Origin of the sequence: Flavobacterium sp. (assembly GCF_044361015.1) — a bacterium.
Lineage (GTDB): Bacteria > Bacteroidota > Bacteroidia > Flavobacteriales > Flavobacteriaceae > Flavobacterium.
The window spans coordinates 22,285-36,289 of the sequence record NZ_JBIKJL010000021.1 but is presented as its reverse complement, the minus strand read 5'-3'; the positions used below and the strand labels follow the sequence as shown (position 1 = coordinate 36,289).

Below are 14,005 nucleotides of genomic sequence, written 5' to 3'. Positions count from 1 at the left end.
CAAAAAAGAAATTCTGGAAGTTCAATTTGAAGGCAAAAACATCGACAACATATTAACCATGACCATTGACGATGCCTTAGCTTTTTTTAAAGAACAAAATCAGGCTAAAATTGTTCAAAAATTGCAACCGCTTCAAGATGTAGGATTAGGTTATGTACAATTAGGACAGTCATCGTCTACTCTTTCCGGTGGTGAAGCTCAACGGATAAAACTTGCTTCCTTTTTAGTCAAAGGAACTACAAAAGACAAAGCCCTTTTTGTATTTGACGAACCTACAACAGGTTTACATTTTCATGATATTAAAAAACTATTGGCCTCGTTTGAAGCCTTGATTGAAAAAGGTCATTCGATTATTGTTATTGAACATAATCTTGATTTAATCAAATGTGCCGATTACATCATCGATATTGGTCCTGAAGGTGGCGAAAATGGAGGTAAACTTATGGCTTTTGGTTCACCGGAAGATGTGGCTAAAAACCCAAAATCGATTACCGGGAAATATTTAAAAGAAAAGTTAAGATAACTTTTAGTTTAATAAATATCTGTATTCTTATATCTGATTTTTTGATATTTATTTCTCAATATTCCACACTCTATTTGACGATTAAAACACTAAAAATCAATAGCTTAAAAATCATTAACAACTCATTCACAACTTAAAAATCATTTCTGGCACAACAATTGAAAATACTTAAACAAGAATCTGAAACGAGTTCAGATTAAAAAGTTTAAATCGAATGTGTCATGAAAAAAATTACCCTTTTAGTAGCCTTTAACTTGCTTATTGGAAGTTTGGCTTTTGCATCAGAAACCACTATGGATACTGATACCGACAGAAGACATAATGTAGCTATACATTATATGGACGCAGAACCAATCGTTTTTATGGAACGCGAAATTGAATTTTACGTTTTCTTAAATGGTGATTTCGATTTCAATACCCGTCCACAAGATAGTCAAGGTGGTTACTATTACAAACGTGGAGCCACTGTCAGAGGAAATTCAACCGTTGGTAACTTTGGTGTACGGATAGAACACGATGGTTTTGGAAGAGTTCGAAGAATTGGTAACGTTTTTATCAACTATGACAGCCAAAACCGTGTAAACAGAATTGGAAGCGTTTATATGCGTTACAATAGATTTGCCCTTACACAAATCGGTGGTATGGAACTTGTGTATAACCGTAAAGGTCATTTAGTAGATATGTTTGGTGAGGTCAAAATGAGAGCCCGTGCTTATGGATATGTAACAACAACCTATTATGGAAGCTCAAATTATTATACAAATACAGATTATGCCTATAACAATGATGCTTATTACTACTACAAAGAAGATGGTACTAAAGCATTAATTGAAGACAAAAAAGATAAAAAAATAAGAATGTAGTAGAGTTAGTTAAAAGTTAGTTTGGTTAAGTTTGGTTGATGAAAGTCCTGTGAAAACCTCAAATAGCAGGGCTTTTTATTTAAATAAGATTTCAATTATTAATAGTCAACTATTCAATCCTCATAATATGTATTCTTTTTAAAATCTTTTCTATTACATCATTAATATCTACTGAAATTTTTAATTTGTAATTTAAAACCAAATAAAAAAATGATAGTAAAACTGACTTTAAAATGATATTAATAATGGGATGAAAAGGAAAATTCCAAAAATAAAAAGCTATAAAAGTCAACCCAATTATTCCCAGTGAAAGCAATGTTTTCCTTGTGAATGGAAACAAATCCATCTTGATCACTACAAATAAAAATTTAGCTAAGCTATATAATCCTATCGATAATAGCGTGGCCAATGCAGCTCCTTCTATTCCAAAATTAGGAATAAAATACATATTCAGCGAAACGGTTAAAACAACTAAACAAACTCCTAACAACAAAACGGTTCGGTAATATTTAGAATTAAAAATAATTGAATTATTGTTGCCTAACATCAAATCAAAAAATTTTGAAATTGAAATAATAAAAACAACCGCTACTCCACCACTATATTTTTCAGGCAATAAAGCATAAACTTGATGAATATTTGTTAAAATTCCAAGCATAATTAAACCTCCTATAACCTGAAGCGTGATAGATGCTTTTTTGTACAAATCATTCAGCTCAGTATGCTTTTTTCGAGCCATTAAATCTGTCGTAACCGGATGCGTAATTTGGTGCATAGCCCTTATAGGAACTGAAATTGTTAAAGCAATAAAAATAGCAACCGAATAATAAGCGGCTTCTTTTAAAGGAATATATTGACCAATCATAAACTTGTCAATATCCAACAACATCACAGCGATACTGGAGGAAAAAATGATAAAAGCAGAATATATGATTATTTCTTTTTTCTCTTTTGGAAACTTCAAATAGAATTGTGGTCTTCTTATTTTGAAAGCCACAATTGCCATAATCAACATCATAGTTAAGTAAATAAAAACTAAACTGTAAACAAATTGGATGGTAGTTATCCAACCAAAATAAACGGCAAAAAGAAAAATACTAATAAAAACACGTAACAAAACTTCCTTTAAAAAATTACCGAAAACCGTTTTTAAATGAACTTTGACCCAAGCATAAAAAATTTCAAAATACCCCATAAATAAGCCAATCACCGGGATTATCCATACATAGTCATAAATAATTGGATTTTCAACTGAAAGCTTAGAAGCTGTTTCAGGATAGAAAAAAAATAAAATTAAAAAAACGGGTATGATAATGAGTAACGGAAGCACTAAAACTAAATTTAAAAAACGGGATTTATCTTCTTCCGTTTGGTGTTCAGCGTAAAAACGAACCAAGGTATTTTGAATACCAAAGGCCATCAAAGGCATCATAATATTGGCAGAAGATAATAAAAAAGCAGTTAAACCATAATAATCTTCACCTAAAAAATGAGTATACATAAACAAAGCATTAGCCGCACCAATAGCAAAACCAATGAAGGTTATGACGGTGTTTTTAACGGATTGATTGAGTACAATTCCCATAAAACTATGTTTCGTTGATGAAATTAACTAACTGTTGGGTTAAATTTTTACGGGTGTAATTTTGTAAACCTACAGGATAAACTTTTAAATTACTTTGTTTATAGAGCGAATAATGAGCTAAAATCGTTTTTTTTAATCGCTTTTTTTCATCATATCCGAAAAAAGTTCCTGTATTTGATTCTTTTAAAATCATTTCAAAATCAGAAGCTTTTGGGCCAATAGCTATAATTGGACGTTCAGAAACCATATATTCAAACAATTTTCCGGGAATAATGCATCGTGTTTCCTCAGAATCTATTTCAATTAGTAATAAAGCCTGAGATTTACGTTGGTGCATTATTGCTTCCTGGTGTGAGACATAACCTAAATTATCTACATATTTTGATAATTTAAATTCAGCTATGGAATCTAAAACATCTTGACTAATTTTTCCAATTAGTTTTAACCTGAAATCAGATTCAAAACCAGGCTCTTCTTTGACTAATTCTTTCAAAGCTTTCCAAAGAATTCTTGGATTTCTTTCGGATAAAAACGAACCAATATGTGCTAAGGTAAATTTTTCGTCTAACAAAGTTTTAGAAACATCTTCAACGTCATAACCATTGGTAATTACAGCAATGGGACGGTTGGTTATTTTTTCAAAATCAATCTTTGTGGATGGACTAGTCACACTAATTTTTGTAGCAGAACAGAGTACTTTCTTTTCTAATATTTTATGTTTATTTTCTGATTTTACTGTTAACATCAACTCTTTATGGTAACCAATAGTCGTCCAAGGATCACGAAAATCAGCTATCCATTTTACATTTAATTGCTCTTTAAGTTCCAAACCAATCAAATGCAAACTATGCGGAGGACCACTGGTAATAATGGTTTCTATTTGATGTTCCTGAATATAATTCTTTAGAAACTCAACCGATGGTTTTAACCAAAAAATTCGTGCGTCCGGAATAAACAAATTTCCTCGAATCCATAGTAAAAATTTAGCTACTAATGATTGTTTCTTCTTACTTGGAATTATTCCTGAACTAATTTTCTGAGTGTCTTTTTTTGAAAAAAAAGAGGCCCAACTATAAGGTTCTCTGATTTTCTTTTTGATGATTATTGCTTTTGAAGATACTTCAGCAATCAACTTTTCATCAATAATCTGATAAGTTGGATTTTCTGGAATATAAACATGGGGTTCAAACCCAAAATCAGGTAAATATTTTACAAACTTCAGCCAACGTTGCACGCCGGGTCCACCAGCTGGAGGCCAGTAGTAGGTTATGATTAGGATTTTTTTAATTTCTGCTGGTTTCCCGTTCAAAATTTCTTTTTCAATTGTATTAATCAACCTTTTTTTTCTTTGATTCAATATATAAACCACTTAATAAAAGCATCAACATTCCTATCGAACTAAACAAAGCAATTGAACTTCCTTTTTTAACAACTTCCGGTTCAAATTTAAATTCAATCGTGTGTTTTCCTGCCGGAATTGACAAACCTCTCAAAACAAAATTTGCTCTGAATTCCTTTACCTCTTTTCCATCAATAGTAACTTTCCATCCTTTTGGATAGTAGATTTCAGAAAAAATGGCAACACCATCATTTGCATTTTGAGCTGTATATTTTAAATAATTAGGTTTATACTCTTCTAACTTTATGGTTGCTAAACTATCTTTTATAAAGGCATTATTTTTTGTATTAGAATAAAATTCTTTATGTACTACCGCTATTTTCTTAGTATCCAAACTATCTAAGGCTTTTATTTCTTTATCAGCAGAATCAACTATCTTAATGTTTTCAACAAACCAAGCGTTACCGTTGGCATCCGGATTTCTTAAAGGAATTGCTTGGCCCTCTTCTGTTGTTTGAATTACATATTTCACATTTAGCATATTTAACACCTGAATATTATTTTTAGCAATTTGGTAATCATACAATTGTTGAATTCGTTGAGGTTTTACAGCACTATAACCTCCAATAGCTTTATGAAAATAAGAAGTCCTTCCTCCAGCCATTCCTTGTCCCGGTTCAAAAACCTTAAAATTTGGGTCAGTATCTTTTAAAATTTCTAAATCTGCCGGAGTGGGTTGAAAAGGTTCATCTACCTGACGTGCATTTACAAAATCATCCGCATTCACATAATTTTTGTCAATTACATATAAATCTAAAACCATCAGTAACCCTGCTAAAACTACTGCAATGGTTTGGGATAATTTATTTTTGATAAACAACCAAAAAACAGCAAAAACAGTAAATATTAATCCCATTGAACGAAGTAAATCGGATGTATACATTGCTTTTCTATCTTCCTTTAAAGCATCAATAAAAGGTTGACCAATTTCTCCATAAGCCTGTTTGAAATAAGCATCGCTTTCAGTAGAAAAGCTAAACATTCCTTTCACTACAATGAGCAAAGCTAAAATACCCAATGAAATTGCTGCTGATTTCCAAAGTGCTTGCCATTGTTGATCTTTCTCTAATTTAAAAAACGAATTCAATCCCATAATAGCTAAAACGGGAACACATAATTCCAAAAGAACCTGAATGGATGAAACAGCTCTGAATTTATTATACAAAGGAAAATAGTCAATAAAAAAGTCAGTCAGTATTGGAAAATTTTTTCCCCAAGAAAGCATTAATGAAAAAATTGCTCCTGCTAAAAAAGCATATTTCAATTTACTCTTCTCGGTAAACATGCCCAACACAAAAAGAAAGAAAACAATAGCTCCAATGTATGCAGGAGCAGCAACGCTAGTTTGATCTCCCCAATATACTCGTGATCCATTTGCATAATCTAAAGCTTCATTTTCAGGAGCTCCTATGCCAATGAAAAATTCGTATAAATTACTGGTTTCATCCAATTTTTCATTACTGGCTCCACCAAATAATCGAGGAGCTATCAAGTTTAAACTTTCGGCAATTCCATAACTGTATTCGGTGATGTACTCATAGGTCATTCCTGATTTATTCTCTATTTTTTCACCTTCGGTTCCGATGGTCAATTCATTTTTTCCTCGCGTACTAAACTCAGTATATTCAGCTGTTGCCATTAAATTAGTGGCATTAGCTCCCAACGCTAAAATTCCCGCAAAGAAGAAAACACCAAAAGCAATTCCAATTGATTTAAAATCTTTTTCTTTTAAAAATTGAAAAATATAATATCCCGAAAGTACTAAAAGTAGTAACAACAGATAATAGGTCATCTGAAAGTGATTGGCCTGAATTTCTAATGCAGCGGCAACCATAGTTAATAAACCGCCAACAATAAATCGTTTTTGAAATACTAAAATAACTCCTGCAATTACCATCGGCATATAAGCAATTGCATGGGCTTTTGCATTATGTCCCACGCCAAGAATAATAATAAGATAAGTCGAAAATCCAAAAGCCAACGCACCAAAAAAGGCTTTCAGTGGATCAACTTTTAAAATGGATAACAAAACATAGAAACCAAGAAAATATAAAAACAAATAATCGGCCGGACGAGGCAAAAAACGCAAGGCACTATCCAATTTTTTGACATAATTATGGGGATATTGTGCTCCAAGTTGATATGTAGGCATCCCGCCAAAAGCTGCATTTGTCCAAAAAGGTTCTTCACCAGTTGTTGCTCTAAAGTCATTTTGTTCTTTTGCCATTCCTGTATATTGAACAATATCAGATTGCAAAATCATTTTTCCTTGTAAAACAGGATAAAAATAAATTAACGAAATAAGGATAAATCCAGATAAGGATAATAAATGAGGAAGCGATTTTTGAAAATATTTCATAAACTTTTTATAATTTTTAATAAAGAAATTATTTATTCAACTTCTTCATAATCAATATATTCTCCTACTTCCTTTTTAACCTTTGGTTTATCGAAATTAGAAGCGGTTTGTTGGGGTTGATTTTGAGTTTGTTGTTTGAAATTTTGTTCTGCCTTTTGTACCATTTTACGCAATATAATTGGCATTAATATTCTGGCTATAATTTTAAAAGCATAGTATATCCCTATCAGAATAAGGAGTGTTCTCATAAGTCCCGTAAAAGATGCTGTCTGCATAAGTCAATAATTTTGGTAAAAATAAGAAATACCTTCTTCAAAAATAAACTAACAATCTTAAATAAATAATAAAAAGTCTTATTTTTGGTTTTTATATCTATTCTACTAGAAAGCTTCACTATGAAAAACTTAAAAATCGCCTTCCTTTTTGTCTTTAATTTCTCTGTTAGTTTTGTTATTGCTCAACACACCGACATGATTAATTCAAATAGACCCGGACAATCAATGTCTGCCTTTTCTGTTGGAAAAACGGTGTTCCAAATGGAAACCGGAATCTATGGTTTTAAAGAAGATCATGATGCGGCTCGTTATAATTCTAACGGAATGGGATTAGATTTAGATTTTAGATATGGCTTATACTTTGAACAATTAGAAGTGATTATAAATTCTAAATACCAATATGATAAGTATTATTCAAACTTAGTTGATGAAACGCGTAGTGGATTTCGTTCTTTAGTTGTGGGAGCAAAATACCTTCTTTATGATCCTTTTAAGAATTATGAAGAAAAGCCTAATATTTACAGTTGGAAAGCAAATCATCGATTTAAATGGAGACAATTTATTCCGGCTGTTTCCGTATATGCTGGTGCAAATATAGGTGTCGTCAATGAAGATTATGCTTATCCGAATGAACCAACTGTGAGTCCGAAAGTCATGATTATTGCTCAAAATCATTTTGGAACAAGTTGGGTTTTAGTCACCAACATTTATTATGACAAATTTACCACTGATTACAGTTCTTTGGCTTATATTTTAACTTTAACCAGAGGATTTAATGAAAAATGGTCGGGTTTTATTGAAAACCAAGGAATTAGTGGCGATTATTATTCCGATTCTATTCTAAGAGGTGGTGCAGCCTATCTACTTCAATCAAATTTACAAATTGATGCCTCTATCAGTACTAATTTTAAAGATACTCCGTCCATTCTTTATGGTGGCGTGGGCATTTCCTGGCGATTTGACGAAAAATACCAACCGATAAAAGTGGAAATAGGAGAAGGAGAAGAAAAAAGAGCCGGTTCGAAAAAGAAAAAAGACAAACAAAAGAAAGAAGCTAAGAAACGAGTTGACGAAGTTGAAGGATAAGCATATGATAACTATAGTTGAAGCCATTTCAAAAAAGAGTTTAACCGATTACGTTAAATTTCCGTTTTCTTTATATAAAAATCATTCCTATTGGGTTCCGCCCCTAATAAAGGATGAATTGGAAACATTTGACAAAACAAAGAACCCCGTTTTTGATAATGCCGAAGCCTATTTTTATCTCGCCTATCGCGATGGTAAAATCGTTGGGAGAATGGCTGCCATTATCAATTGGGAAGAAGTAAACATTCTCAAGAAAAATAAAGTCCGTTTTGGTTGGTGGGATGTCATAGACGATGTAGCCGTTACAAAAGCATTGTTAAAGAAAGTATATGAACTTGGGCATAAAAACAACTTAGAACAAGTTGAAGGACCTGTTGGTTTTTCAAATTTAGACAAAGTCGGTATTATTGTAGAAGGTTTTGACCGTCCCGGAAATATGATAACGTGGTACAATTATCCGTATTACAAAGACCATTTGGAGCAATTAGGGTTTGTAAAAGAAAAAGAATTTTTTGAAAGTGTATTCTCCTTTGCTGATGTAAAAGAAGAAACGTTTGCCAAAGCAGCCGAATTGATTAAAACCCGCTACCAACTCAAAACTATTACGTTTAAAAATACGAACGAAATTTTACCGTATGTAGATCGCATGTTTGAATTATTCAATACAACCTATGCTCGTTTAGCTTCGTTTGTACCCATTTCAAAAAAACAACAAGAGTATTTTAAAAAGAAATACATTCCTTTTGTCAATCCGGAATACATTGCCTTTATTGAAGACAAAAACGGTAAAGTAATTGCGTTCAGTATTGTCATGCCTGATTTCTCGGAAGCTCTTCAAAAAGCAAAAGGTAAGTTGTTTCCCTTTGGATTTTATCATTTGTTGAAAGCTAAAAAACATAGTAAAGCAGTCTTGTTCTATTTAATCGGCATCGAAGAAGAATACCAAAACAAAGGCGTAACCGCACTCATTTTTAAACACTACTACCACGTTTTTAAAGCGAAAGGAATCGAACACTGCAACCGCACGCCCGAATTGGAAGAAAACAACGCCATTCACAATTTATGGAAAAACTTTAATTCGGTAGTGGATAGAAAACGAAGAACCTATAGCAAAAGCTTATTGACTAGTCCTATATAATCGATACTGATTATTTAGTACTAGTCATTCTTTCTTCTTTTTCTCTTTTTTAAGAAACATCAACCGTAGTCGCATCTGCAATTTTTTTATACGTTCCATTCACTAATTTTTCACGAATGGCTTCAAAAGCAGTTAAAGTTCTGTCAATATCATCTATTGAATGTGACGACGTAGGAATCATTCGCAACAAAATTATTCCTTTTGGTATAACGGGATAAATAACGATAGAAAGGAAAATACCGTAGTTTTCTCTTAAATCATTTACCATAACCATGGCTTCCGGCACGCTTCCTTCTAAATAGACCGGTGTTACACAGGTGTTGGTGTCACCAATATTAAAATTTCTGGCACGCAAACCTGCTTGCAACGCATTTACATTTTCCCATAATTTATCTTTCAATTCCGGGTGATTACGCAATAATTCCAAACGTTTCAAAGCTCCAACTGTTTGAATCATTGGCAATGCTTTGGCAAACATTTGCGAACGTAAATTGTATTTTAAATAATCAATAATATCTTTATCTGCAGCAATGAATGCTCCGATACTTGCCATGGATTTTGCAAACGTAGAGAAATACACATCAATTCCATCCTGACAACCTTGCTCCTCACCTGCTCCGGCTCCTGTTTTTCCCAGTGTACCAAAACCATGTGCATCGTCAACTAACAAACGGAAATTGTATTTCTCTTTCATGGCAACAATTTCTTTCAATTTTCCTTGTTGACCACGCATTCCAAATACCCCTTCGGTAATAAATAGAATTCCTCCACTTGTTTCTTCAGCCATTTTAGTAGCACGTTGAAGGTTTTTCTCCATACTTTCCAGATCGTTGTGACGATAAGTAAATCGCTTTCCCATATGTAAACGAACGCCATCAATAATACAAGCGTGTGCATCAACGTCATAAACGATAATGTCATTTTTAGTAACCAATGCGTCAATAGTTGACATGATTCCTTGGTATCCGAAGTTCAACAAATAAGCTGATTTTTTCTTAACAAAAGCAGCTAATTCATTCTCCAATTGCTCGTGTGCATTCGTGTGACCGCTCATCATTCGGGCTCCCATCGGATAGGCTGCACCATATTGAATTGCTGCATCAATATCTGCTTGACGTACTTCAGGGTGATTAGCTAATCCTAAATAATCATTCAAACTCCAGTTTAAAATATCTTTTCCTTGAAACTGCATATGAGGTCCCAATTCGCCTTCTAATTTTGGAAAAACAAAATAACCTTCTGCTTGTGAAGCCCATTTTCCTAAAGGACCTTTATTGTTTTGAATTCTCTCGAATAAATCTTTAACCATGATAAATTAATGTATTTAATTTGGTGTGTAAAAACGCGACAAAAGTAAACATTTCTATAATTATTTCATATTATTTTTAGTTGCGAAATTACAAGATTTGTAAAACGGAGTGTTTTAGTTCTCAACTTACTATCAATATATGTTTAAAATGAGGTATTTTAACTATATTTGAAGTAGAAAAATAGACCTATTCATGAGCCAACGAGATAAAGATGATTTAAAACTGGCCGTATTAATTGATGCTGACAATGTTCCCTTCAGCAATGTTAAGGGAATGATGGAAGAAATTGCAAAATACGGAACCCCTACCACAAAAAGAATTTATGGTGATTGGACAAAATTACCCGACAAAGGTTGGAAAAGTGTATTGCTTGAAAATGCGATCACTCCAATTCAACAATATGGGTACACTACCGGTAAAAATGCAACCGATTCTGCTATGATTATCGATGCCATGGATATTCTATATTCTGATAAAGTTGATGGTTTTTGCATTGTTTCCAGCGATAGTGATTTTACCAGATTAGCCACTCGACTTAGAGAATCAGGTATGAAAGTAATTGGTATCGGCGAGAAGAAAACACCTAACCCATTTATTGTTGCGTGTGATCGGTTTATCTTTATTGAAGTTATTGAAGGTGCTAAAAAGAAAAAAGTAGTATCTACTAACGCTTCTGCTGATGGTAAGAAAAAAGACGAAAAAGCATTATCTAAAATTGATGTAGACACTATTGATATCATCGAATCCAGTATTGAAGACATTGCAGAAGATGATGGTTGGGCTTTCTTAGGTGACGTAGGTAACCTTATCGTAAAAAAGAAACCCGAATTTGATCCTCGAAACTACGGTTTTTCAAAACTAACTCCACTCATGAAATCATTGACTCATTTATTGGAAATACACGAACGAGAATTAGACAAAAAAGGAATTAAACATGTTTATGTTCGGTTGAAATAAACTTAATTTTTCATTTTAATAAATCGTCATAAATGCTCAAATTCTTTCGTAACATTCGATATAAATATATTAAAGAAGGTAGATTCATAAATTACTTAAAATATGCCGTTGGTGAAATTTTTTTAGTTGTAATAGGAATTTTAATTGCTGTTTCTATAAACAATTGGAATGAAAACAGAAAACAACACCGACTCTATCTTACTATTCTCAAAAATATCGAAACCGATATGAAAAGTGACACCCTGATTTTTCATCAAACCGAGGATAATTTCAAAAAGGGAGATAGTATTTTCAATAGAATTTTAAAAAATGAAATGACTCGTGAAGATTATATTAATTGTGAAAGATGTGCAAACATTATAAATGTACACGCACCATTATCGTTTAAAACAAAAGGATATGAAATGCTGAAAGGGTATTTTGACAATCAAAATGAAGCGAAAGATTCATTAGCTTCAGATATTTTGATGTTTTACAGTCAAATTACTGACTTAAGTCAGATAATCAATGAACATATCAAAAACGATGTTGCCGGAAATTTAAAATATTGGAAAGAAAATCATGATTGGTTTTATTTGAATCATGAAGAAAGAATTAAAAATGAAGATTTTTTAAACTATGTGGTAAACAGTACCGATTTTAAAAATCGAGTAGCAATGCAACGCATTTTAATCGTTAAAAATTTAAAATCTATTTTAGACACTTTTAATAAGAACGCAAAAATTTTATTACCCAGAATTGAAGCTCGCTTAAATTAAATTCATTTCTACAAAAATTTTACTCCTTATCATCAAAATGGTAATTATATGGAATTGCCAAGTTGATGAACTGAAATAGTTTTAACTATTTTTCACATCACAGGTGAAAAAAATGAGTATACTCATGCCTTTCATTTTAAAATACATCAAATCAAAAAACGAAAAATACTGAAATATGGGAATTTTGTAACTAATCAAAAAAGTTGTGTAACTCTATTTAATGATTTTGAAGCGACCTTTGTATGGTAATAAATTAGTAAAATAATTTACTTTAAATATAAGGAAAATACTTTACTCTAAATCAAATTTATAAAACAATGATAATAGAAATGAAAATTAAAATTAGCTTATCTAACTAAGTAAACTTAGCCACTGAAAAGTCAAAATGATGTGATGTTATCTCACTTATTGGTAAAACCAGGAAAAACAAAAGACGAACTTTCATCTATTCTTATATCATTTAATTATCTATCTAAAAAGTAAGTATCAAAAAACACAACAGTATTTTAAAAACATATTTTTTGACACTTCCTTTTAAAAATTTAGTATAAACAAACATTAATAACTTTTAAATTCTATCAAAATGAGCAATTTATTATACTATGTAGCCGTAATTTTAATCATCATGTGGGCAATTGGTTTTTTTGCATACGGAACCACAGGTATTATTCACATCCTTTTAGTTATCGCCATAATTGCGATAATTCTTAGAGTAATTCGAGGAGGAAATAACAGTAATTTATAACGTAAATAATTTTTATCATGAAAAATAATCAAGTAATTTTAGGTGTATTAGGTGGTTTAGCTGCGGGAGCTCTTTTAGGAATTTTATTCGCTCCTCACAAAGGTTCAAAAACAAGAAAAATGATTTTAAACAAAGGCGAAGATTATGCCGGTGAATTAAAAAACAAATTTGATTCCTTGTATGAAAATGTAACAAACCAATACAATGGTGTTATGAAAGACGCTAAAGAGTATGTTTCCAAAAACGTAGAAGTTTAATCCAAAGCTTAAACAAATGGTAACTCCAATTTTAAATACAAAAACAAAGAATAGTCAGGAAAGAATCATCGAATCGCTTTTTGAAAAAGCTGAAGATTATAGCAAGACTTCAATAGAATTGCTAAAACTCAATGCGATCGACAAAACAGCCGATATGGTATCCTCCATTATTACACGATTGACCCTATTTGCTGTAACAACACTTTTCATTTTTGTAATTACCATTGGAGTTGCTCTTTGGGTGGGTGAATTATTAGGAAAAACTTATTTGGGCTTTTTTGTCATGGGAGGAATACACGTTACAATTGCACTTCTTATTTACACTTTTCGTAGAGAATGGATCGAAAAACCAATACGTCAATTCATCATTTTTGGACTTTATGAATAATAATATCATGAAAAATAAAACTGAAATAGAACCCATTAAAGCCAAAATTGAACACCTCAAAGCCAAACAGGCAGTAGAGTTCATTGCTTTTAAAGAACAACTTCAAGTAACTTACATGAGTTTAAAACCATTAAACCTCATTAAAAGTACCTTGGCTGAAGTAACTTCTTCTCCCGATATCAGAAATCACTTAATTCAAGGATTAGTCGGAATTGCAGGTGGATATCTGAGCAAAAAAATATTAATCGGTGCATCAAGCAACTGGTTTAAACAAATTGCCGGAACATTAGTTCAGTTTTTCATCACCAAAAAAATCGTTCAAAAAGAAGAGGAAATTTTGGGTGAGACTGAATTGGAATAAA

General features: G+C 32.0%; 14 protein-coding genes and 1 pseudogene. 10 read left to right on the top strand and 5 right to left on the bottom strand.

Annotation, left to right across the window (positions count from 1 at the left end):
- Together ACIQ2Z_RS07155 and ACIQ2Z_RS07150 are read left to right on the top strand one after the other, a co-directional pair.
- A pseudogene (locus tag ACIQ2Z_RS07155) lies at positions 1 to 523 on the top strand (excinuclease ABC subunit A); the annotation flags it as partial.
- 221 nt (positions 524 to 744) lie between these two features.
- Positions 745 to 1,386 (top strand): hypothetical protein, encoded by a 642-nt coding sequence (locus ACIQ2Z_RS07150; protein WP_396183461.1) that lies wholly within the window; start codon positions 745 to 747, stop codon positions 1,384 to 1,386.
- A 109-nt stretch (positions 1,387 to 1,495) separates the two neighbouring features.
- Here ACIQ2Z_RS07150 and ACIQ2Z_RS07145 read toward each other — a convergent pair whose 3' ends face one another.
- Genes ACIQ2Z_RS07145 through ACIQ2Z_RS07130 form a run of 4 tightly spaced genes read right to left on the bottom strand, consistent with a single transcriptional unit; the run spans position 1,496 to position 7,004 of the window.
- Entirely contained in the window at positions 1,496 to 2,971 is a 1,476-nt protein-coding gene (locus tag ACIQ2Z_RS07145) for an oligosaccharide flippase family protein (RefSeq protein ID WP_396183460.1), read from the bottom strand.
- Positions 2,972 to 2,975: 4 nt separating this feature from the next.
- Positions 2,976 to 4,307, bottom strand: coding sequence for a glycosyltransferase family 4 protein (locus ACIQ2Z_RS07140; protein WP_396183459.1), 1,332 nt, complete (start codon positions 4,305 to 4,307; stop codon positions 2,976 to 2,978).
- Positions 4,300 to 6,729, bottom strand: coding sequence for a YfhO family protein (locus ACIQ2Z_RS07135; protein WP_396183458.1), 2,430 nt, complete (start codon positions 6,727 to 6,729; stop codon positions 4,300 to 4,302). The genes ACIQ2Z_RS07140 and ACIQ2Z_RS07135 overlap by 8 nt, the downstream gene beginning before the upstream one ends.
- Before the next feature lie 32 nt (positions 6,730 to 6,761).
- Complete coding sequence (locus ACIQ2Z_RS07130; RefSeq protein ID WP_396183457.1) at positions 6,762 to 7,004, bottom strand: DUF4834 domain-containing protein; 243 nt, start codon at positions 7,002 to 7,004, stop codon at positions 6,762 to 6,764.
- 120 nt (positions 7,005 to 7,124) lie between these two features.
- Between ACIQ2Z_RS07130 and ACIQ2Z_RS07125 the strand changes: the two genes are divergently transcribed.
- Both ACIQ2Z_RS07125 and ACIQ2Z_RS07120 read left to right on the top strand, forming a co-directional pair.
- Complete coding sequence (locus ACIQ2Z_RS07125) at positions 7,125 to 8,090, top strand: transporter (RefSeq protein ID WP_396183456.1); 966 nt, start codon at positions 7,125 to 7,127, stop codon at positions 8,088 to 8,090.
- Positions 8,091 to 8,094: 4 nt separating this feature from the next.
- A complete protein-coding gene (locus tag ACIQ2Z_RS07120; protein ID WP_396183455.1) occupies positions 8,095 to 9,228 on the top strand; it encodes a GTP cyclohydrolase in 1,134 nt (377 codons plus the stop codon).
- Between the two features lie 49 nt (positions 9,229 to 9,277).
- Here the strand turns inward: ACIQ2Z_RS07120 and ACIQ2Z_RS07115 are convergent, their stop codons facing one another.
- Positions 9,278 to 10,537 (bottom strand): aminotransferase class I/II-fold pyridoxal phosphate-dependent enzyme, encoded by a 1,260-nt coding sequence (locus tag ACIQ2Z_RS07115; protein ID WP_396183454.1) that lies wholly within the window; start codon positions 10,535 to 10,537, stop codon positions 9,278 to 9,280.
- 193 nt (positions 10,538 to 10,730) lie between these two features.
- Here ACIQ2Z_RS07115 and ACIQ2Z_RS07110 point away from each other — a divergent pair, with 193 nt between their 5' ends.
- From ACIQ2Z_RS07110 to ACIQ2Z_RS07085, 6 genes are all read left to right on the top strand, one after another.
- Positions 10,731 to 11,495 (top strand): NYN domain-containing protein, encoded by a 765-nt coding sequence (locus tag ACIQ2Z_RS07110; RefSeq protein WP_396183453.1) that lies wholly within the window; start codon positions 10,731 to 10,733, stop codon positions 11,493 to 11,495.
- A 32-nt stretch (positions 11,496 to 11,527) separates the two neighbouring features.
- Entirely contained in the window at positions 11,528 to 12,253 is a 726-nt protein-coding gene (locus tag ACIQ2Z_RS07105) for a DUF6090 family protein (RefSeq protein WP_396183452.1), read from the top strand.
- Positions 12,254 to 12,836: 583 nt separating this feature from the next.
- Positions 12,837 to 12,998, top strand: coding sequence for a lmo0937 family membrane protein (locus ACIQ2Z_RS07100; RefSeq protein ID WP_396183451.1), 162 nt, complete (start codon positions 12,837 to 12,839; stop codon positions 12,996 to 12,998).
- Positions 12,999 to 13,015: 17 nt separating this feature from the next.
- Positions 13,016 to 13,255 carry a YtxH domain-containing protein gene (locus tag ACIQ2Z_RS07095; protein WP_396183450.1) on the top strand — a complete coding sequence of 80 codons (240 nt, stop codon included), beginning with the start codon at positions 13,016 to 13,018 and terminating at the stop codon, positions 13,253 to 13,255.
- Positions 13,256 to 13,271: 16 nt separating this feature from the next.
- Positions 13,272 to 13,643 (top strand): hypothetical protein, encoded by a 372-nt coding sequence (locus ACIQ2Z_RS07090; RefSeq protein WP_396183449.1) that lies wholly within the window; start codon positions 13,272 to 13,274, stop codon positions 13,641 to 13,643.
- A gap of 7 nt (positions 13,644 to 13,650) precedes the next feature.
- On the top strand, positions 13,651 to 14,004 hold the full coding sequence (locus ACIQ2Z_RS07085) for a hypothetical protein (RefSeq protein ID WP_396183448.1): 354 nt from the start codon (positions 13,651 to 13,653) through the stop codon (positions 14,002 to 14,004).
- Position 14,005: the final 1 nt, after the last annotated feature.